This is a genomic window from Rhizobium sp. Rhizsp42, assembly GCF_047304155.1.
Classification (GTDB): domain Bacteria; phylum Pseudomonadota; class Alphaproteobacteria; order Rhizobiales; family Rhizobiaceae; genus Rhizobium.
On the sequence record NZ_JBGLYS010000002.1, the window covers coordinates 37,685 to 57,414 of the forward strand.

A 19,730-nucleotide genomic window follows, 5' to 3' on the forward strand; every position below is an offset into this window, starting at 1 on the left:
AGTGCAGGCCGGGCCAATAACCATCCATCTCGGTGACATTGATGACTGAACACGCCACCCGCCATACCCCGCCCGCGGGCACGCCGCCTCTTGTGCGGCTGAAGGGTATCGCCAAGTATTTTCCCGGCGTGATCGCCAACGAAAATGTCGACCTGGAAGTGATGCCTGGCGAAATCCACGCGCTCCTAGGTGAAAACGGGGCCGGCAAATCAACGCTGATGAACATTCTGACCGGCATCTACCAGCCGGATGCGGGCGAGATCATCATCGATGGTAACCGTCAGGAATTTAGTACGCCGGCACAGGCGATTGCATCAGGCATCGGCATGGTGCACCAGCATTTCAAGCTTGTTCAGGCATTCACTGTCGCCGAGAACATTCACCTCGGGTGGGCCGAGACGCCGCCCCGCGCATCCGCCCAGGTGCTCGAACAGCGTACCGCCGCGCTGGCGTCCAAATTCAACCTGCAGACCCGCCCCGGCGCGCGCGTGAGCGAGCTATCCACCGGCGAACAGCAGCGTGTCGAGATCCTGCGTGTTCTGGCGCGGCAAGCCCGCATCCTGATCCTCGACGAACCGACCGCCGTCTTGACGCCCGCCGAAGCGCGCGAACTCTTCAAGGCGCTGCGCGAGTTCGTGGCCGCCGGCAACGCCATCATCTTCATCAGCCACAAGCTTGACGAAGTGCTAGAGATCTCCGACCGCATCAGCATCCTTCGCGGCGGGCGCAAGGTCGCCACGGAAAACACAGCGGATTGCAATCCGCGCATGCTCGCCAAGCTTATGGTTGGCCGCTACATCGTGCTGGCCGACATGCGCCAGCGCCCGGCAGGCGCGGCCCCGATGTCGACGCAGCCTGTGCTGTCACTCGAAAACGTCTCGGCGATCGGCGACGCCGGCAACGAAGCACTGCACGGCATCTCGCTCGATGTCAGGGCCGGCGAGATTGTCGGCGTCGCGGGTGTCGCCGGCAACGGCCAGCGCGAGCTCAGCCAGGTCTTGACCGGCATTCGCCCGGTGAGCGTCGGCCGAATCCTGATCGCCGGCAGACCGGTCGACAGGAGCAATGCCGCGGCCTTTGCTGAAAGCGGCATCGGTCATATCCCGGAAGATCGCCTGCACAGCGGCCTCGCACCGGCGCTAAGTATCACGGTCAATGCCGTGATGCGCGAATACAAGAAGCAGCCCGTCTCATCTGGCGGAAGCTACAAGCCGGGCGCGGCAGCCGCGCTCGCCAAGGAGATCGCCTCGGCCGCCGAGGTCGCTATTCCTGATTTCGCCATGCCGATCCGCAATTTGTCCGGGGGCAACCAGCAGCGCCTTGTTGCCCGGCGCGAAATGCGCATTGCCGACAAGGTTCTGATTGCCGCCTATCCGAGCCGTGGCCTCGACGTTGGCGCGATCAACACGATGCTGCGTTACATCGTCGAGCTGCGCGACGCCGGCGCAGGCATCATCCTGATTTCCGAGGAACTCGAGGAGCTGCTCAACCTCTCCGACCGCATCGCCGTGCTTTATGAAGGGAAGATCATGGGGATCGTCGACAATGACAAGACCGACATCGACGAAATCGGCATGCTGATGGGCGGCCGGCCCCTGGTCCGCGAGGTCGCATAGCATGGCAGGTTCCTTCCGTTTGCAGCGCCTGCCATCCGCCTCGCCCGGGATCGCGCTGGCTGCCCGAGCGGCCGCCATCATTCTCGCGCTCGTCTTTGCCGGCATCATTCTGGCGATAACAGGTGCCAATCCGATCGAACTTGCCTCTGAAGTCGTGGACGCCAGTTTCGGCTCCAGCTTCGGCATGGAAGACCTGGGCGTTCTCGTCATTCCGCTGATTTTGACCGGCCTGTCGGTCGCCGTCGCGCAGCAGATCGGTGCCTGGAACATCGGCGCGGAGGGGCAGTTCTATGCCGGGGCCTTCGCGGCTGCTGTCGTCGGCCTCTTCGTGCCGGGGCCGCCAGCACTCATTCTTGTGCTGATGTTCGTTGCCGGCCTGGTTGGCGGTGCCGTCTGGATCCTCGTGCCGACGTTGGCGCGCGCCTATGCCAGCGTCAACGAACTGATTACCACGCTGTTGATGAACTTCGTGGCGATCCTGCTCGTCTACTATGTCTCCACCAATGCCTGGCGTGACAAGATGGCAAATTCGGCGACGCGGCGGCTTTCCGCTGAAATTCCGGAGCTCTGGGGCTCGATCCATTGGGGGCTGCCGATCGCAATTCTCATCGCGCTTCTGGTCGCCGGTCTGCTTGCCTATTCCCGCTGGGGCTATGAGGTGCGGCTCGTCGGCTCCAATCCAGCGGCGGCGAAATATGCCGGAATGCCGGTCCGCAGGCATCTGATCACCGTCATGCTTCTATCGGGCGCCATTGCCGGGCTCGCCGGCATGCTCGAGATCGCCGGCACGGTGCACCGTCTACAGGGCGGCATCTCCAACAATTACGGCTACCTCGGCATCATGGTGGCTGTCCTCGCCAGAAGCTCCGCCGTCGGCGCCATCTTCTCGGCCGCATTGATGGCTTTCATCCTGAACTCCGGCATCATCCTGCAGACGCAGGGCCTGACGACGTCGACGGTTTTGGCCATCACTGGCCTCATTCTGTTTCTGACGGCAATTGGCGACGAGCTCGCCCATTACCGCATCGCGCGCGACAAGGCTTGAGGAGAGCGACATGGATCTTTTGACCGGCCTCTTCACAACGGCCTTCCTGGCAGGCGGCGTCCTGGCGCTTGCAGCTCTCGGCGAGGTGCTCGCCGAGCGCGTCGGCGTTGTCAATCTGGGCGTCGAAGGCCTGATGGCGATGGGCGCTCTGGCCGCGATCGCAACTGTGGCAGCGATACCCTCGCCCACCATCGGCTTCGTCTCCGCTCTCGCGGTCGGCGCCTTGTTCGGCGCCCTGTTTGCGTTTGCGACCGTCATCCTGCGCGCCAATCAGGTGCTTTGCGGTCTAGCTTTGACCCTCATGGGCAGCGGTATCGCATCCACCATTGGCCGCGCCTACTCCGGCATGCCGGCCCGCGCAACCTTTACGCCGATCGAGGTGCCGCTGTTGAGCAAGATTCCGTTCATTGGCCCGGCCTTCTTCTCGCAGAATATCCTGCTTTATCTGATCTTCATCATCCTGCCGGTCGGTCTGAGCTATCTCATGTTCCGCACTCGCCATGGCTTGAACTTGCGGGCGGTTGGCGAGAACCCGGCGGCGGCTGACGCTGCCGGCATTCCCGTTAATCTCATCCGCTTTGCCTACGTGACGGCAGGCTCCGCGCTCGCCGCGGGCGCCGGAGCCTATCTGACGCTCACCTTCGTGCCGTCCTGGTCCGATGGTGTGGTCGCCGGGCGAGGCTGGATCGCCGTGGCGTTGGTGATCTTTGCGGGATACCGCCCCATTCCAGCGGTTCTATCCGGCCTGCTCTTCGGCTTCATCACGGCGCTCGGCTTCGTCGGTCAGGCGCGGGGCTGGCCAATCGCGCCGGCGTTTCTGTCAATGCTGCCCTATCTCGGCACCATGGCCTTCATCATCGTGCCCGTTCTCGCCTGGCAGCGCATGCGCCGCATCATGGCGGCGCCTGCCGCAATCGGCCTGCCCTACTATAGGGACGTCAGATGACAATGGCCTGCTACTCGACCGTGCGGCATTGCCGAAGGACCACCGAACTGCAAGAATTAGATCCACGAGCAATGAAGGAGAGCGCGTCATGAGATGCTCCGACAAAGCGGCCCTCGATCAATGGTATCCGCTTGGCACAAAAAAAGAGATAGCCCTCGGCCGCACGAACACTCGCCTATTGGGAACAGCGTTGACGATCGATCGCGCCGTGGATGGCTCTCTTGTGGTCATGGCCGATGACAGCGATCGACCGCTTCCGATCATCAACCGCTTCGGCCTAGTCTGGACCACGCTTGGGGAGCCAGCCGGCGGGCTTTTCGCGCTTCCCGAAGCAGACGAAGAGGACCGCCGCGTCGTCAATTGCGGTTCGGTCATGGTGCGGTCATCGGGGTTGCGGATCATCGAGAATTTTCTCGACATGGCGCACTTTCCGTTCGTCCACACGGACATTCTGGGCGCCGAGCCACACACCGAGGTGATGCACTACAACGCTGAAATCCGCCGGGATGTCGACGAGGTCTGGGCCACCAATTGCCAGTTCTTCCAGCCCCAAGCGGCGCTATCGGCGACCGACGGAATCATGACCGACTATATTTACCGGGTGATGACGCCGTTCACGACGCTGCTTTACAAGACCTGTCCGAATTCGGCCAATCGCTGGGACGTTATCTGCCTCTTCGTTCAGCCGCTCGATCCCGACCGCTGTATCGCCCATCCCGTGATGTTCCTGATCGACGACGTGTCGACGACGACGGAACTCGTTCACTTCCAGCAGCTGATCTTCCTGCAGGACCGCATCATTCTGGAAAACCAGCGCCCGCTGCTTCTGCCCATGGAACCGCGTGCGGAAATCCCGACCCGCGCCGACGCGAGCTCAATCGCCTATCGCCGCTGGCTAAAGGAAAAGGGCGTCACCTACGGCACGACGGCCATGGCGGCCTGAGACCGGGCGATTCTCGCTCGCGTTGGAAGCGTCCCATCATTGCACGGCAGCCACCACGAAAACGCAGGGCTCCGGCGATGGACCCCGTCGCCATTCGCTATAGATTTAAATTCGTGCATACGTGCGCCGATACTGACGCGTTGATCGAATTGGAATACAGCATTGGACTTGCGGAATAAAACGCTCTGCGCCTCCGGATTTCACGCACCGGAGCGCGGAAAGATCGATATCCTGGACGAGGTGCTGATCGACATCGGCGCGGATGGCACGATCGCAGCCATGCATCGCCCGAGCGATCCGAACTACCGGACCATTCGCGAGGCCCGCGAGGAAGGCGGCGAACTGGTCACGCTGCCCGTAGGCTCTTATCTCCTTCCGGGTTTCATCGATCTTCACGTCCATGCGCCGCAATATCCCCAGCTTGGCAGCGCGCTCGATGTGCCGCTCGAAGTGTGGCTGCAGAAATACACCTTCCCGCTGGAAGCCCGCTACGAAGACCTTGCCTTCGCGAAGCGCAGCTATGGCCTGCTCGTCGACGACCTCCTCGCAAACGGTACGACCACCGCGCTCTATTTCGCGACCGTGCACCAGGATGCGACGCGATCGCTCGCGGACATATGTCTGGAGAAAGGCCAGCGCGCCCTGATCGGAAAAGTAGCGATGGACAATGCCGACGAGTGTCCGGACTATTATCGTGACGCCTCTTCCGAAGAAGCCATTGAAGGCACGCGCGCACTGATTGAATACATCAACAATCATCCTGATAATGTTGAAAAGAAAGTGCTTCCCGTCATCACGCCGCGCTTCGTGCCATCCTGCACCGACGCGACGCTTGAGGGATTGGGTGCTCTCGCCATGGAGTGCGGCTGCCACGTGCAGACCCACTGTTCGGAGAGCGACTGGGCGCATCGCTATGTGTTGTCCCGCCATGGCGTGACCGATACCGAGGCGCTCGATCGCTTCGGCCTGCTCGGCCGCCGCACGGTTCTGGCACATGCCAACTTCCTGACGGATGGCGACATGGAGAAGGTGCGGGAGCGCGAAGCGGCCGTCGCCCACTGCCCGCTCTCCAACGTATACTTCGCCAACGCCGTCTTCCCTCTCAAGGCCGCGCTCGACAAGGGTATGCATGTCGGTCTCGGTACGGATATCTCCGGCGGACCAAGCGCTTCCATGCTTGAGAACTGCCGCGGCGCGATCCTGATGTCGCGGGCGCTCGAAAGCGGCGTGGATCCTAAGCTCAACGCTGTGGCGCGCGCCAGCTACGGGCCGGCGCAGATCGATTTTGGCGATGCCTTTTACATCGCGACGGCAGGCGGTGGCGTGGCGCTCGATCTGCCGATCGGCCTGTTCAAGCCCGGCTATCTCTTCGATGCCATCGTCATCGACACCAAGGCGCTGAAGGGATCGGTGCGCTTGTTTGACGAGTTCGATAGCGGCGAGCAGATCCTGCAGAAGATCATCAACACGGCCTCGAAACCCAATATCGCGACCGCCTGGGTCGGCGGCACGAACCTGCGCCTGCCGTAACAGGACGTCAGCCGCGCAACATCTCGATGATCGCCGAGAAGTCGCGGCCGCCATTGCCCTGCTTTTCGAAGAGAGCGAACAGCTGCGCGGCTTCGGCGCCAAGCGGCGTCGAGGCGCCTGTCGCGAGCGCCGCCTCCTGTGAGAGGCGCAGATCCTTGAGCATCAAGGCGGCCGCGAAGCCCGGCTTGTAATCGTTGTTGGCGGGCGATGTCGGCACCGGGCCGGGAACCGGGCAGTAGATATTGATCGACCAGCATTGGCCCGATGACGTCGAGGCGACATCGAACAGCGCCTGGTGCGAGAGGCCGAGCTTTTCGCCCAGCGCGAACGCCTCGCAGACGCCGATCATCGATATGCCGAGGATCATGTTGTTGCAGATCTTCGCCGCCTGTCCAGCGCCGGCCTCTCCGCAATGCACGATCTTTCGGCCCATTGCCTCGAGTACAGGTTTGGCTCTGTCAAAGCTCTCCGGCGTTCCTCCCGCCATGAAGGTTAGCGTCCCGGCCGCTGCCCCGCTCGTTCCGCCGGATACTGGTGCATCGAGCGACGGGCAATCGGCCGCTTTTGCCATATCATGCGCCTTGCGCGCGCTATCGACGTCGATCGTCGAGCAATCAATGACAAGCGTTCCCGAGGGAATGGCGCCAAGAATATCCGTCCACGCTGTCAGGACATGCCTACCCTGCGGGAGCATGGTCACCACAACGTCGGCACCACTCACGGCCTCCGAGATATCGCTCGCCGGCTGAACGCCGGTCGCTTGCGCGGCCTGCAGCAACGCCGGCACCAAATCGAGGCCCGTGACCGTGTGCCCCGCCTTGACCAGATTTGCCGCCATCGGCCCACCCATATTGCCGAGGCCGATAAACGCGATTTTTGCCATATCCTGCTCCCATCGTCAGATGCTCCCATGGAAGGATAGCTATGTCATGATCGCGCGCAGTCGAGAGCGACGGGGACCGCCGCGTGTTGACGCTCCCTCGCCCCGGCGGTATCCCAATAGGGTCCGCGACACGCCGATGGATCGAGGAGGATGAACCATGCAGCACACCCGCGAGAGTTTCGACTGGTCCGATCCGTTCCGGCTCGTCGAGCAATTGACGGACGAGGAGCGCATGGTGCTCGACACCGCGCATTCCTATGCGCAGGAAGAGCTTGCGCCGCGTGTGCTCGAAGCCTTCCGCCACGAGAAAACCGATCCCAGCATCTTTCGCGAGATGGGCGAACTCGGCCTGCTGGGCCCGACGATATCACCCGAACATGGTGGCGCGGGCCTCGGATACGTCGCCTACGGGCTGATCGCCCGCGAGGTCGAGCGGGTCGATAGCGGCTATCGCTCCATGATGAGCGTCCAGTCCTCGCTGGTGATGGTGCCGATCGATGCGTTCGGATCCGAAGCGCAAAAGCAGAAATATCTGCCGAAACTAGCCACCGGCGAATGGATCGGCTGCTTCGGCCTTACCGAGCCGAACCATGGTTCCGATCCGGGGTCGATGGCGACGCGCGCAAGAAAGGTCGATGGCGGCTACAGCCTTTCCGGCGCCAAGACGTGGATCTCCAATGCACCGATCGCCGACGTCTTCGTGGTCTGGGCGAAGACCGAGGATGGCGTGATCCGTGGCTTCATCCTTGAAAAGGGCTGGAAGGGCCTCACGGCGCCCGCGATTCACGGCAAGATCGGCCTGCGCGCCTCGATAACAGGCGAAGTGGTGATGGACGGCGTCTTCGTGCCGGAAGAGAACCTGTTGCCAAACGTCTCCGGCCTAAAGGGCCCATTCACCTGCCTCAACTCCGCCCGGTTCGGCATCGCATGGGGTGCGCTTGGCGCCGCCGAGGATTGCTATGCGCGGGCGCGTCAATACACCCTCGACCGAAAGCAGTTCGACCGGCCGCTCGCCGCCAATCAGTTGATCCAGCGGAAGCTCGCCGACATGGCGACCGAGATCACGCTGGGGCTGCAGGGCTGCCTGCGCCTCGGGCGCATGAAGGAAGACGGCCACCCACCGGTCGAGCTCACCTCGATTTTGAAGCGCAATTCCTGCGGCAAGGCGCTCGATATCGCCAGAATGGCGCGCGACATGCTTGGAGGCAACGGGATATCCGATGAGTTCGGCGTCGCGCGACATCTCGTCAACCTCGAGGTGGTCAACACCTATGAGGGCACGCACGACATTCACGCGCTGATCCTCGGCCGCGCGATAACGGGGATAGCGGCCTTCTCGAACTGAGAGAGAATTCTTCGCCGCCAAATTGCAACAGACCCGGCAATATGCAAACTTTCCCCCATCGCGGGGATACCCTGCGCTGCGATGGGGGATTGCGCATGCTTCTGTTTCTCGCATTTCTGATTGGCATCATCGCCGGGCTGCGCGCGCTGACAGCGCCCGCGGCCGTCGCCTGGGGCGCGGCGCTCGGCTGGTTCGACGTATCTCAGACACCGCTCGCCTTCATGGGCTATCGCTGGGCACCGTGGATTTTCACACTGCTGGCGCTGGTCGAACTGGTGACGGATCAATTGCCGTCCACGCCTTCAAGAAAAGCGCCGATGCAGTTCGGCGCGAGGCTGATCATGGGCGCGCTGTCAGGCGCCAGCATCGGCGCCGCTGGCGGATCGCTGATACCAGGGCTCATCGCCGGCATTCTCGGCGCGGCCGCGGGCACACTCGGCGGTGCCGCGGCGCGCGCTAAATTGGCAAGCGTGTTTCAGAAAGATCCGCCGGCCGCCATTCTCGAGGACGCGGTCGCCATTGTCGGCGCGATCCTGATCGTGGCGTCGGTCTGATGCGCGGCTTCGACGCCATCGTTGTCGGCGCCGGCCAATCCGGCCCCTTCCTCGCCGCCCGGATGGCGGAGAAGGGCATGAAGGTCGCGCTGATCGAGCGCAAGTATCTCGGCGGAACATGCGTCAACACCGGCTGCATGCCGACCAAGACCCTCGTCGCCAGCGCCCGCGCGGCCTATGTGGCACGTAATGCCGGCGGCTATGGCGTGACGATCCCGGGCGATATCCGCATCGACATGGCGATCGTGCGCAACCGAGCCGAGACGGTAACCATGGAGGCCCGCAATGGGCTGATCTCCTGGTTCGCGGGCATGGACAACGTGACCGTGATCTACGGCCATGCCTGTTTCGAAAACGAGCGCACAATCAGCGTCAACGGCGAGCTGCTCACCGCGCCGCGCATCTTTATCAACGTCGGCGCGCGGCCCGCCATTCCCGATATGCCTGGGATCGGCGAAATCGACTATCTGACCAGCACATCGATCATCGCGCTGGGCACTTTGCCCCGGCATCTGGTGATCATTGGCGGAAGCTATATCGGCCTCGAGTTCGCGCAGATGTATCGCCGCTTCGGCGCCGAGGTTACGGTCGTCGAGCGCGGCCCCAAGCTCGCCTCGCGCGAGGATGACGATATCTCGGACGCGATCGCCGATATTCTGCGCGCCGAGGGAATTACCGTCCACACCGGCGCGGACCGCATCGCGTTCAAGAACGGCGCGAATGGGATAGAGGTCACGGTCGCCGACGGCATAGCCGAGATCACGGCGAGCCATGTGCTGATTGCAACCGGCCGCGTGCCCAACACCGACGATCTCGGCCTCGATCGCGCCGGCGCCGCCACCGACAAGCGTGGCTACATCACCGTTGACGACAAGCTGGCGACCAATGTCGAGGGCATATGGGCGCTTGGCGACTGCAATGGCCACGGCGCCTTCACGCATACGTCCTACAACGACTTCGAGATCGCGGCCGCGAACCTGCTCGACGGCGAGGATCGCAAGCTCAGCGACCGCATTCTCGCCTACGCGCTCTACATCGACCCGCCGCTCGGCCGCGTCGGCATGTCGGAAAAACAGGCGCGCGCATCGGGCCGCGAGATCATGATCTCGACCCGGCCGATGACCAAGGTCGGCCGCGCCAAGGAGCGGGGCGAGACGAAGGGCTTCATGAAGGTGATCGCCGACGCGCAAACCAAGCAGATCCTGGGTGCCGCCATTCTCGGCATAGAGGGCGACGAGGCGATCCACGGCTTCATCGACGCGATGAACGCCGGGACAACCTATCCCGAGCTGAAATGGGCCGTGCCGATCCACCCGACGGTCTCCGAATTGATCCCGACATTGCTTGGCGACCTCAAGAGCGTGTAGCCTTCAACCCGGCAGGCCAGAAACGCTGAGGGATCAATCGTGTCCATAGAACATCTGATCGAACACTATGGGATTATCGCGATCTTCCTTGGCACCGCGTTCGAGGGAGAAACCGCGGCCTTTTTAGGCGGCATCATCTCCCATCGCGGGCTGCTCACCTATTGGTCGGCCTCGCTGATGGCGTCGGCGGGTTCATTCGCCGGAGACCAGATGTGGTTCTTCGCTGGCCGCTATGCGGCCCGCTGGCACGTCGTCCGCCGGCTGATGGAGACGCCGACGCTGGCGCGGGTCACGTCCCTCCTCGAGCGCTACCCGACAGGCTTCATCCTGGCGTTTCGCTTTCTCGTCGGCCTCCGGACGATCAGCCCGATCGTGATCGGCACGACGCGAATCTCGACCGGAAAGTTCATGATGCTGAATGCGGTCGCGGCACTTGTATGGGGACAGCTGTTCACGGCGCTCGGCTATCTCTTCGGACACGGGATCGAGCAGATCCTCGGTCGTCTGCCGCTGCACCATCACCTCTTTGTGGGGCTCGGGGCCGCGGCCATCGTGGCTGTCGCGGCCCTTGTCTTCAGAAGAGCTTTCAGAAAGACGTCGATTAGCGCGAGCTAACCGACAGGCGCCTATTCCATCACGATCTGGAGCTTCACATCGCTCGGCCGCGCTTCGACCGCGCGGTCGAAAGCCTTGATCGCGTCCTCGAAGCCGAAAGTCTCTGAAATCAGAGGCTTCAGATCAACGCGTCCGGAGCCGAGAAGCGCAATCGAGCGCTCATACTGATGCGCGTAGCGGAATACCGTTTCGATGCGGATTTCCTTGGTCGAAGCAGTCGAGACGTCGAAACCGATCGGGTTGACCGGCAGACCGACGGCAACGATGACCCCGCCGGGGCGCGCCAGATCCATGATCGTTTCCCAGGCCTTCGGCGAACCGGAGCATTCGAAGATCACATCGGCGCCCCAACCGTCCGTCAGCCGCGATACTTCCTCGACGAGGTTAATTTCGCGGATATTGACCGGGATCACGCCCTGATACTGGGCGGCGATATCGAGCTTCGGCTGGGCGAGATCGGCCACGATCGCGCGAGCGCAGCCGCCGGCAAGTGCGGCGATGGCGACCATCGTGCCGATAGGACCGGCGCCGAGCACGACGGCGGTATCACCGGGCGCGATCTTCGCCTTGGTGGCGGCCTGCATGCCGACGGCGAAGGGCTCGACCATGGCGCCTTCGGCGAAGCTCACATTATCAGGCAGCTTGAAGGTGTAGTTGGCGGGGTGAACGACTTCGGGCGTGAGCACGCCGTGAACTGGCGGTGTTGCCCAGAAGGAGACGGCGGGATCGACATTGTACATGCCGAGCCGGCTTGCCTTCGAATTCGGATCGGGAATGCCCGGCTCCATGCAGACGCGATCGCCGACCTTCAGATGCGTGACACCGGCGCCGACCTCGACGACGGTACCCGCCGCCTCGTGCCCGAGAACCATCGGCTCGTTGACGACGAAGGGGCCGATCTTGCCGTGCGTGTAGTAGTGAACGTCGGAGCCGCAGACGCCGACCGTGTGAATCTTGATCTTGACCTCGCCCGGACCGGTTTCCATCGGCAGATCGATTTCACGGATTGCGAGCTCATGCTGGCGCTCCAGCACCAGTGCGCGGACTTTGGTCATTTACGTATTCCTTCCCTTGCCTCCCCGCTCGCGAGTCGAGCGCGGCGTCGGCGGACTATAATCGCCGAACAAGACGGATTTCAATTCCATCGCCAAAGCTTTTGCTCATGAAGCGATGGAATGCCCGCGTCCGCTCACTGGTCGCCCTTAAAGCTTGTTCATCCTTGGGCGGGACGAGTCAGATCGCGGCCACCCGCGGCAGCACATTCATTTCAAATCGGCGGACGAAATGGCACGTCATTCCGTAACCGCCGCATGTAACAGGAACAATCTTCGTTTCATTATACGACCAAGTTGGTAGAGTTTGGATCACAAACGAAGGAGGTTCCCTATGCACGCACAACGGATTACCCGGCTTCTCGCGGCCGCGGTTCTCGCCGGCAGTTTCGCCATCGGCGCTGTCGCACCAGCTTTTGCCGATCAGACGCTTCTCAACGTATCCTACGATCCGACACGGGAACTCTACAAGGATTTCAACGCCGCCTTCGCACAGAAGTGGCGGAAGGACACCGGCGAGACGGTGGCGATCCAGGCCTCGCACGGTGGCTCCGGCGCTCAGGCGCGCTCGGTCATCGACGGTCTCGATGCCGATGTCGTAACGCTCGCTCTCGAAGGCGACATCGACGCGATCGCTGCAAAAACCGGCAAGATCCCCGCCGATTGGAAGAGCAAGCTTCCAAACAACTCGACACCTTACACCTCCACCATCGTGTTCCTGGTGCGCAAGGGCAACCCCAAGGGCATCAAGGACTGGGCCGATCTCGTGAAGGACGACGTTCAGGTCATTACGCCGAACCCGAAGACATCGGGCGGCGCACGCTGGAACTTCCTGGCTGCCTGGGCTTGGGCCAAGCAAGCAAACGGCGGCGATGAGGCGAAGGCCCAGGCCTATGTGACGAGCCTTCTTCAGCACGTTCCCGTTCTCGACACCGGCGCACGCGGCGCAACGACCACCTTCGTTCAGCGCGGCCTTGGTGACGTGCTCCTTGCCTGGGAAAACGAAGCCTATCTCTCGCTCGAAGAACTCGGCCCCGACCAGTTCGAGATCGTAACCCCGAGCTTCTCGATCCGTGCCGACCCGCCGGTTGCCGTGGTCGACGGCAATGTCGACAAGAAGGGCACGCGCAAGGTCGCCGAAGCCTATCTGAACTACCTCTATTCCGACGAGGGCCAGAAGATCGCGGCCAAGCACTATTACCGCCCGATCAAGCCCGAAGCAGCCGACCCTGCCGATATCGCCCGCTTCCCGAAGCTGACGCTTGCAACCATCGACGATTTCGGTGGCTGGAAGGAAGCGCAGCCGAAATTCTTCGGCGATGGCGGCGTGTTTGACCAAATCTACAAGCCGGCACAATAATACATCGCATGAGAGCACATAGCCCCACGCGGTGGCGGTTCAGGCGGCCGAGTGTCATTCCAGGATTTGGAATGGCACTCGGCTTTACCTTGATCTGGCTCACCCTTCTTATCCTCATCCCCCTCTCGGGCCTCGCATGGCGTTCGAGCGAGCTCGGCTGGGAGAAATTCTGGTCGATCGCGATCGATGCCCGTACGATGAACGCGCTGCGGATCAGCTTCGGCACCGCCTTCGCGGCCGCCTGCGTCAACGTCGTCTTCGGCATCGTGCTCGCCTGGGTCCTGGTGCGCTACCGCTTTCCCGGCAAGCGCATCATCGACGCCATGGTCGACCTGCCTTTCGCGCTGCCGACCGCGGTCGCCGGCATCGCGCTTGCGACGCTCTACGCGCCCAACGGCTGGCTTGGTCAGTTCCTGACGCCGCTCGGCATCAGAATCGCCTTCACTCCAGTCGGCATCGTTGTCGCGCTGGTCTTCGTCGGCCTGCCCTTTGTTGTGCGCACGGTCCAGCCAGTCATGGAGGAGATCGACAAGGAGGTCGAGGAGGCCGCCGCCACGCTCGGCGCGAACCGTCTGCAGACGATCACCCGCGTTCTGTTGCCCGGCCTCGCTCCGGCTGTCCTGACGGGCTTCGCGCTGGCTTTCGCACGAGGCGTCGGCGAGTACGGATCGGTCATCTTCATCGCCGGCAACCTGCCGTTCAAATCGGAGATCGCCCCGCTGCTGATCGTCATCAAGCTGGAAGAATATAACTATGCGGCCGCCACCGGCATCGCCGCCGTCATGCTGGTGCTGTCCTTCGCCATGCTTCTCGTGATCAACCTCATCCAGAGCTGGAGCAGACGGAGGTATGGCAATGGCGCATGAGACCCACGCTTCGCCCGCCAGGAAAGTGCGCTCCGTCGTCACCGAGCACCGATGGGCGCGGTGGACGCTGATCGTCGCCTCGCTGGTGTTCCTGACGCTGATCCTGATCCTGCCGCTGACAGCCGTGTTCGTCGAAGCACTGCGGAAGGGGCCGACCGCCTTCTTCACGGCCTTGCAGGATGCGGAAACCTTTTCCGCGATCCGGCTGACCCTGATCGTCGCGGGCATCAGCGTGCCGTTGAACGTCGTCTTCGGCGTGGCCGCCGCCTGGGCAATCGCCAAGTTCGAGTTCAAGGGCAAGGCCTTCCTGACAACGCTGATCGACCTACCCTTCTCGGTCTCGCCGGTCATATCAGGTCTGGTCTTCGTGCTGCTGCTCGGCGCCAACACCTATCTCGGGCAATGGCTGAGCGCCCACAGCATCAAGATCCTGTTCGCGGTTCCAGGATTGATCCTGGCAACCATGTTCGTCACCTTCCCCTTCGTCGCCCGCGAGCTTATCCCGCTCATGCAGGAACAAGGGACCGGTGACGAAGAGGCTGCGATCTCGCTGGGCGCCAGCGGCTGGCAGACCTTCTGGCACGTGACCTTGCCGAACATCAAATGGGGCCTGCTTTACGGCGTACTTCTCTGCAACGCCCGTGCCATGGGCGAGTTCGGCGCCGTCTCGGTCGTTTCCGGCCACATCCGCGCTCAGACCAACACCATGCCGCTGCAGGTCGAAATCCTCTACAACGAGTATAATTTCACCGGGGCTTTCGCCGTTGCCACGCTACTGGCGCTGCTTGCGCTCGTCACCCTTGTTTTGAAGACCTTGCTGGAAATGCGATACAGCGATGAAATCGCCGCGAGCCGGCGGCACTGAGGAATTAGAATGGAAGTTCGTGTTCAAAACCTACGCAAGGAATTCGATCGGTTTCCGGCTCTGCATGACGTTTCGCTCGATATCCGCTCCGGCGAGCTGATCGCGCTGCTTGGTCCGTCCGGCTCCGGCAAGACGACGCTCTTGCGCCTGATCGCCGGGCTCGAAAGCCCGACCGAGGGACTGATCTATTTCGGCGACGAAGACGCGTCTCGCAAGAGCGTTCAGGAGCGCAATATCGGCTTCGTGTTTCAGCACTATGCGCTGTTCCGCCACATGACGGTGCTCGACAATGTCGCCTTCGGCTTGAAGGTCCGCCATTCCTCGCGCCGCCCTCCGAAGAACGAAATACGCCGCAGAGCGCTGGAACTGCTCGACCTCGTCCAGCTCCCCGGCCTCGAAAAGCGCTATCCCGCGCAGCTCTCCGGCGGCCAGCGGCAGCGCGTGGCGCTGGCGCGCGCCATGGCCGTGGAACCGAACGTTTTGCTGCTCGACGAGCCGTTTGGCGCACTCGATGCACAGGTCCGCAAGGATCTGCGCAAGTGGCTGCGCGAGATCCACGACCGGACGGGCCACACGACCATCTTCGTCACCCACGACCAGGACGAGGCGATGGAACTCGCCGACCGGGTGGTGGTGATGAGCCAGGGCGCGATCGAGCAGGTCGGCACGCCCGATGACGTCTACGATCACCCCAATTCGCCCTTCGTCTTCGGCTTCGTCGGCCAATCGAACTGTCTGAAGGTCAAGATTTCCAACGGCGAAATCTGGTTCGACGGGCGCTCGCTCGTTATCCGCGCCGAGGGCGAGGCTGACGGTGAGGCGAGCCTCTACTTCCGTCCGCACGATATCGAAATCCGCAATGGCGCCGAAGGCATCGCCGGTGTCGTCACCAGCAGCCGCCGCGTTGCCGGAACGCGTCACGTCGAGATCGACATCGGACAGGGCCATCCGCCGATCGAGCTTGAACTGCCGCCGGCAGCGGCAGGGGCCATTGACCACAGCGGCATTGCGTTTCGGCCAACCCGTTGGAAGCTCTTTAGGTCCGCCTGAGGCTGACCAGAGAACGAACCAATACGAAAAGAACGGGGCACTGCCGTTCTTTTTGCTTATATGCCGGAGCGTGGCGTTGACGGCAGCCCCACGTGAAAATGTGCGCGACGTCTGCATTATCCCCATTCTCGTCAAGCTCGGCTTTAGAATTGTGCCTTAAGGATGAGTGGGCTGTCGCGGCGTGCGATGGCTTGAAAGCTGATCGCATCGAAAGACCGCCGCCATGACAAGCATTGCTTCCGACCTCGACATTTTTGATCTGGCGCCGATCGCCATGTGGATCGAGGATTTTAGCGGGGTTGCGGCGCAGTTTGATGTCTGGCGGCAGGAAGGGGTCAACGAAATTAGGAGCTTTCTGAAAGAGGATTTGAGCCGCGCGGCGGCCTGCTCGCAGCGGATTCGGATATTGCGGGTCAACCAGAAGACGCTGGACCTCTTCGAGGCAGAAAGCCAGGACCACCTGACCGCCAATCTTTCGTCCATATTCCGGGACGAGATGCTGGAAAGCCATGTCAACGAACTCGCTGCCCTTTGGGACGGACACCTTGAGTTCGACGGCAGCGCCGTCAACTACGCGCTCTCGGGGCGACGCCTCGATATCCAGTTGCGCGGCTCGGTTCTACCGGGCTATGAGAAGACGCTGGAGCGTGTACTGATCACCACCGAGGACGTGACCGCGCGCGAGACCGCGCGGCGTGCCGAACAGGAAAATCGCCTTTACGCCGAGGGCATTTTCGAACACTCTCCCGTGTCGCTCTGGATCGAGGATTTCAGCCGCGTTAAAGCGTTGCTTGAAGACGTTCGCCATCGCGGCATCGTGGATTTCCGTGTGTTTACAGATGTTCATCCGGAGTTCGTCGTACAGTGCATGAGCGAGATCAGCGTGATCGAGGTCAACAAGGCAACGCTCGATCTCTTTGGCGCGCCGGATCGCACCACCCTCCTTCATGGCATTGCGAGCATCTTCCGTGATGACATGGAGAAGACCTTTCGCGAGCAGCTGATCGAGCTCTGGAACGGCGGTCTGTTTCATCAACGCGAAGTCATAAATTACGCGCTGGATGGCTCCGAGCGGCACGTGCTGCTGCAGTTTTCCGTGTTCCCAGGCCATGAGAAGGACTGGTCACGCGTACAGGTCGCCCTGACCGACATTACCGCACGCAAGAAGGCCGAAGCCTATCTCGAATATCTCGGCAAGCACGACGTGCTGACGAAGCTGCATAATCGCGCCTTCTACATGGATGAGCTCAACCGCTTGCAGCGCAAATCGCTGCGGCCGGTATCCGCCTTGATCATCGACCTCGACGGGCTGAAGATCGCCAATGACCAACTCGGCCACGACGCGGGCGACGCGCTGCTGCGCCGCCTCGGCGAAGTGCTGAACGGCGCCGTTTCCATGCCGAACCACGCTGCCCGCGTGGGCGGTGACGAGTTCGCGGTTCTCATGCCCGGCGCCGACCGGCAGGCGGCACAGGCAATGCTTGAGACCATTCAGGAGCTGTTGAAGATCAACAACCAGTTCTATTCGAATGCACCCCTCGATATATCGGTCGGCCTTGCCACCAGCGAAGAGGGTGAAACGATGGAGGCGATGGTCCGACGCGCCGATCTGGCGATGTACGAACAGAAGCGGGCGCATCACGCAAGCCGCAAGGCTGCTCCGTCAGCGGCTCTATAGGCGACAACTGTCGAAACGCTCGCTACTGACGCGGCTTGTCGGCGAAATGGTCAAACGCGAATTCGGCGGCGCGCTGGTTGGATCTGCGGGCATCGTCGAGCCAGAACGGAAACAGCTGCCATTGGTGGATCATTCCGGGCAGCACCTCCGTCGTCACATCGACACCGGCCTGCTTGGCCTTGTCGGCGAGGCGCAAGGTGTCGTCGAGCGAGATCTCCCTGGAGCCAACCTGCATCAAGAGCGGCGGAAAGCCCTTCATGTCGGCATAGAGCGGCGACACGCGCGGGTCCGTCGGCGAGCGATCTCCGAGATAGGCCTTGCGTGCCGCCTCGATCTGCAGTGCATTGCCGAATGGATCGTTGACGGCGTTGCTCCTGATCGATGCACCGGTTGCCGCAAGGTCGGTGACGGCGCTGATGGTGATCACAGCCGCGGGCGGCGGCCCCTGAAGCTTGATCTGCCGCAGCACCGCTTCGATTGCGAGGTTGCCGCCGACGGAATCGCCGAGCACGACGATGTTGCCGCTTTCATATCCGGAATCGAGCAGCCAGAGGTAGGCGGTCAACGTGTCGTCGATCTGGGAGGGATAGGAATATTCCGGCGCCAACCGGTAGTCGATCAGCAGCACATCGGCCGATGCCGCCTTCGCAAAGGACGCGGCCGAAGCGCGATGCGTGTCGAGCGAACCGCTGTAGAAGCCGCCGCCATGGACATAGAGGATGGCACGCTTGCCCATCGAATAGTGAAGCCGCGCCGGCCATATCATCTCGGCATCAACGCCACCGGCGTCCACCTCCTTGATCTGCACCCGTGATGGTCCGGGCGTCGTTTGCATGAGCTGCTCGAAGGCATCGCGGCGTTCCGAAAGCGTGCTCGCCTTCGCATAATGCTCGCCCATCTTGTCCAGCAGGTTCGCGACCTGTGCTCGCGACGCCTCCGTCTGCACGGCTTCGTCTGCGGCGAGCGAGGGAGCCGCAAGACAGAGCGAAAGCAGGGAGACGGCTGCGATGGCACGCCGCGCCTTCGCAATCGACCGGCTGACCGCATCTCCATGATGGCGTGCGCTTGGCATTTCCAGACCTTTCCGTGCCGGCCCTGTGCCGATCCGCGCAGACCCTCTCACGACTGGAGGCTGTGTCAAGGTGCGCGAGGCGCCTATGGTAAACCGGGCGCGGTTGCAGCGCGGCCAGTATCACGCGGACTTGGCGTCTTCCTGCGGATTGACGAAGGCCTTGATTGGCAGATGGTCGGAGGCGACACGCGACAACGGCGTATCGTGTGCCTCCACCGTGGTCAGCAAGCCCTTGCGATTTGCCATGATGCGATCGAGCGCTAGCACCGGCAAACGCGCCGGGAAGCTAGGCACAGGGAGCGGCTGCGGACCGAAGCTCAACTGAAACGAATGAAGCGACGAGCGGTCGCCCAGCCGCCATTCGTTCAAGTCGCCAAGCAGGATGGTCGGCATGTCAGACTTATCCGCCATCAACTCGAGCAGCACCTTCGCCTGCTGCGCCCTCGAATGCCTCAAAAGCCCGAAATGCGCGGCGATGATGCGCAGCGCGCCGCCCCGCTCGAGATCGAGTTCCGCCACGAGCGCGCCGCGCGGCTCCAGGCCCGGAAGCTTGATCTGATGGACGTCCCGAACCAGCCCCTTCTTGAAGAGCACCACATTGCCGTGCCAGCCATGCGCCTTGTTCACGCCGCTGATCGGCACCGGCACCAAGCCGCTCTCTCTTTCCAGGCGCGGCAGATCGAGAATGCCCGTTCGTTCGCCAAAGCGTGTATCCGCTTCCTGAAGGGCGATGACATCGGCGTCGATTTCATGGATCACGCGGCTAGTGCGATCAGGGTCGAAGCGTCTGTCGTTGCCCACGCATTTATGCACATTATAGGACGCAATCAGCGTGCCTTCCGGGCGTGACATTGGACTGGCATGAGCCAGTTCAACGCGCTTCCTGTGGTTTCGGATGGAAGCAAGAATGCTTGCTGGCAGATTGTTGTTCCTGGCATGCATC

General features: G+C 62.2%; 18 protein-coding genes. 14 read left to right on the top strand and 4 right to left on the bottom strand.

Annotated elements, in window-relative coordinates:
- Positions 1 to 41 precede the first annotated feature (41 nt).
- The 5 genes from ACCD05_RS02965 (at position 42) to guaD (ending at position 6,080) form a co-directional block, all read left to right on the top strand.
- Complete coding sequence (locus ACCD05_RS02965; RefSeq protein WP_413391095.1) at positions 42 to 1,616, top strand: ABC transporter ATP-binding protein; 1,575 nt, start codon at positions 42 to 44, stop codon at positions 1,614 to 1,616.
- A gap of 1 nt (position 1,617) precedes the next feature.
- Positions 1,618 to 2,661, top strand: a complete 1,044-nt coding sequence (locus ACCD05_RS02970; protein WP_111560537.1) for an ABC transporter permease — start codon at positions 1,618 to 1,620, stop codon at positions 2,659 to 2,661.
- Positions 2,662 to 2,671: 10 nt separating this feature from the next.
- Complete coding sequence (locus ACCD05_RS02975; protein ID WP_111560538.1) at positions 2,672 to 3,607, top strand: ABC transporter permease; 936 nt, start codon at positions 2,672 to 2,674, stop codon at positions 3,605 to 3,607.
- 88 nt (positions 3,608 to 3,695) lie between these two features.
- Positions 3,696 to 4,550, top strand: coding sequence for an aromatic ring-hydroxylating oxygenase subunit alpha (locus ACCD05_RS02980; protein WP_111560539.1), 855 nt, complete (start codon positions 3,696 to 3,698; stop codon positions 4,548 to 4,550).
- Positions 4,551 to 4,712: 162 nt separating this feature from the next.
- On the top strand, positions 4,713 to 6,080 hold the full coding sequence (gene guaD / locus ACCD05_RS02985; protein WP_413391098.1) for a guanine deaminase: 1,368 nt from the start codon (positions 4,713 to 4,715) through the stop codon (positions 6,078 to 6,080).
- 7 nt (positions 6,081 to 6,087) lie between these two features.
- On the opposite strand, the gene mmsB is transcribed toward guaD, so the two are convergent.
- Positions 6,088 to 6,963: a 3-hydroxyisobutyrate dehydrogenase gene (mmsB, locus tag ACCD05_RS02990; RefSeq protein WP_111560541.1), complete on the bottom strand. Its 876-nt coding sequence runs from the start codon at positions 6,961 to 6,963 to the stop codon at positions 6,088 to 6,090.
- Positions 6,964 to 7,120: 157 nt separating this feature from the next.
- Here mmsB and ACCD05_RS02995 point away from each other — a divergent pair, with 157 nt between their 5' ends.
- The 4 genes from ACCD05_RS02995 (at position 7,121) to ACCD05_RS03010 (ending at position 10,844) form a co-directional block, all read left to right on the top strand.
- The gene (locus ACCD05_RS02995; RefSeq protein ID WP_111560542.1) at positions 7,121 to 8,308 is read left to right on the top strand and encodes an acyl-CoA dehydrogenase; all 1,188 of its coding nucleotides are present in this window, start codon (positions 7,121 to 7,123) and stop codon (positions 8,306 to 8,308) included.
- Between the two features lie 95 nt (positions 8,309 to 8,403).
- Positions 8,404 to 8,862, top strand: coding sequence for a DUF4126 family protein (locus tag ACCD05_RS03000; protein WP_111560543.1), 459 nt, complete (start codon positions 8,404 to 8,406; stop codon positions 8,860 to 8,862).
- Positions 8,862 to 10,229 (top strand): FAD-containing oxidoreductase, encoded by a 1,368-nt coding sequence (locus tag ACCD05_RS03005; RefSeq protein WP_112949379.1) that lies wholly within the window; start codon positions 8,862 to 8,864, stop codon positions 10,227 to 10,229. The genes ACCD05_RS03000 and ACCD05_RS03005 overlap by 1 nt, the downstream gene beginning before the upstream one ends.
- A 39-nt stretch (positions 10,230 to 10,268) precedes the next feature.
- Positions 10,269 to 10,844, top strand: coding sequence for a DedA family protein (locus ACCD05_RS03010; protein ID WP_111560545.1), 576 nt, complete (start codon positions 10,269 to 10,271; stop codon positions 10,842 to 10,844).
- A gap of 11 nt (positions 10,845 to 10,855) precedes the next feature.
- On the opposite strand, the gene ACCD05_RS03015 is transcribed toward ACCD05_RS03010, so the two are convergent.
- Positions 10,856 to 11,899: an NAD(P)-dependent alcohol dehydrogenase gene (locus tag ACCD05_RS03015; protein WP_112949380.1), complete on the bottom strand. Its 1,044-nt coding sequence runs from the start codon at positions 11,897 to 11,899 to the stop codon at positions 10,856 to 10,858.
- Between the two features lie 331 nt (positions 11,900 to 12,230).
- On the opposite strand from ACCD05_RS03015, the gene ACCD05_RS03020 reads away from it, so the two are divergent.
- The 5 genes from ACCD05_RS03020 to ACCD05_RS03040 all read left to right on the top strand — a co-directional run bounded on the left by ACCD05_RS03020 (position 12,231) and on the right by ACCD05_RS03040 (position 17,715).
- Positions 12,231 to 13,256 (top strand): sulfate ABC transporter substrate-binding protein, encoded by a 1,026-nt coding sequence (locus ACCD05_RS03020; RefSeq protein ID WP_112949381.1) that lies wholly within the window; start codon positions 12,231 to 12,233, stop codon positions 13,254 to 13,256.
- 8 nt (positions 13,257 to 13,264) lie between these two features.
- Complete coding sequence (cysT, locus tag ACCD05_RS03025) at positions 13,265 to 14,122, top strand: sulfate ABC transporter permease subunit CysT (RefSeq protein WP_112949382.1); 858 nt, start codon at positions 13,265 to 13,267, stop codon at positions 14,120 to 14,122.
- Positions 14,112 to 14,987 carry a sulfate ABC transporter permease subunit CysW gene (cysW, locus tag ACCD05_RS03030; RefSeq protein ID WP_112949383.1) on the top strand — a complete coding sequence of 292 codons (876 nt, stop codon included), beginning with the start codon at positions 14,112 to 14,114 and terminating at the stop codon, positions 14,985 to 14,987. The genes cysT and cysW overlap by 11 nt, the downstream gene beginning before the upstream one ends.
- Positions 14,988 to 14,996: 9 nt before the next feature.
- Positions 14,997 to 16,037 (top strand): sulfate/molybdate ABC transporter ATP-binding protein, encoded by a 1,041-nt coding sequence (locus tag ACCD05_RS03035; protein ID WP_112949384.1) that lies wholly within the window; start codon positions 14,997 to 14,999, stop codon positions 16,035 to 16,037.
- 223 nt (positions 16,038 to 16,260) lie between these two features.
- Positions 16,261 to 17,715, top strand: a complete 1,455-nt coding sequence (locus tag ACCD05_RS03040) for a sensor domain-containing diguanylate cyclase (RefSeq protein WP_111560551.1) — start codon at positions 16,261 to 16,263, stop codon at positions 17,713 to 17,715.
- 22 nt (positions 17,716 to 17,737) lie between these two features.
- Here the strand turns inward: ACCD05_RS03040 and ACCD05_RS03045 are convergent, their stop codons facing one another.
- Both ACCD05_RS03045 and ACCD05_RS03050 read right to left on the bottom strand, forming a co-directional pair.
- The gene (locus tag ACCD05_RS03045; RefSeq protein WP_413391104.1) at positions 17,738 to 18,787 is read right to left on the bottom strand and encodes an alpha/beta hydrolase; all 1,050 of its coding nucleotides are present in this window, start codon (positions 18,785 to 18,787) and stop codon (positions 17,738 to 17,740) included.
- Positions 18,788 to 18,907: 120 nt separating this feature from the next.
- Positions 18,908 to 19,729: an endonuclease/exonuclease/phosphatase family protein gene (locus ACCD05_RS03050; RefSeq protein ID WP_112949386.1), complete on the bottom strand. Its 822-nt coding sequence runs from the start codon at positions 19,727 to 19,729 to the stop codon at positions 18,908 to 18,910.
- Position 19,730: the final 1 nt, after the last annotated feature.

Bases quoted from the DNA above. Each gene is read 5' to 3' on its own strand.
- ACCD05_RS02965 (WP_413391095.1), top strand. From the start codon at position 42: ATGACTGAACACGCCACCCGCCATACCCCGCCCGCGGGCACGCCGCCT.
- ACCD05_RS02970 (WP_111560537.1), top strand. From the start codon at position 1,618: ATGGCAGGTTCCTTCCGTTTGCAGCGCCTGCCATCCGCCTCGCCCGGG.
- ACCD05_RS02975 (WP_111560538.1), top strand. From the start codon at position 2,672: ATGGATCTTTTGACCGGCCTCTTCACAACGGCCTTCCTGGCAGGCGGC.
- ACCD05_RS02980 (WP_111560539.1), top strand. From the start codon at position 3,696: ATGAGATGCTCCGACAAAGCGGCCCTCGATCAATGGTATCCGCTTGGC.
- mmsB (WP_111560541.1), bottom strand. From the start codon at position 6,963: ATGGCAAAAATCGCGTTTATCGGCCTCGGCAATATGGGTGGGCCGATG.
- ACCD05_RS02995 (WP_111560542.1), top strand. From the start codon at position 7,121: ATGCAGCACACCCGCGAGAGTTTCGACTGGTCCGATCCGTTCCGGCTC.
- ACCD05_RS03000 (WP_111560543.1), top strand. From the start codon at position 8,404: ATGCTTCTGTTTCTCGCATTTCTGATTGGCATCATCGCCGGGCTGCGC.
- ACCD05_RS03005 (WP_112949379.1), top strand. From the start codon at position 8,862: ATGCGCGGCTTCGACGCCATCGTTGTCGGCGCCGGCCAATCCGGCCCC.
- ACCD05_RS03015 (WP_112949380.1), bottom strand. From the start codon at position 11,899: ATGACCAAAGTCCGCGCACTGGTGCTGGAGCGCCAGCATGAGCTCGCA.
- ACCD05_RS03020 (WP_112949381.1), top strand. From the start codon at position 12,231: ATGCACGCACAACGGATTACCCGGCTTCTCGCGGCCGCGGTTCTCGCC.
- cysT (WP_112949382.1), top strand. From the start codon at position 13,265: ATGAGAGCACATAGCCCCACGCGGTGGCGGTTCAGGCGGCCGAGTGTC.
- cysW (WP_112949383.1), top strand. From the start codon at position 14,112: ATGGCGCATGAGACCCACGCTTCGCCCGCCAGGAAAGTGCGCTCCGTC.
- ACCD05_RS03035 (WP_112949384.1), top strand. From the start codon at position 14,997: ATGGAAGTTCGTGTTCAAAACCTACGCAAGGAATTCGATCGGTTTCCG.
- ACCD05_RS03040 (WP_111560551.1), top strand. From the start codon at position 16,261: ATGACAAGCATTGCTTCCGACCTCGACATTTTTGATCTGGCGCCGATC.
- ACCD05_RS03045 (WP_413391104.1), bottom strand. From the start codon at position 18,787: ATGCCAAGCGCACGCCATCATGGAGATGCGGTCAGCCGGTCGATTGCG.
- ACCD05_RS03050 (WP_112949386.1), bottom strand. From the start codon at position 19,729: ATGCATGCCAGGAACAACAATCTGCCAGCAAGCATTCTTGCTTCCATC.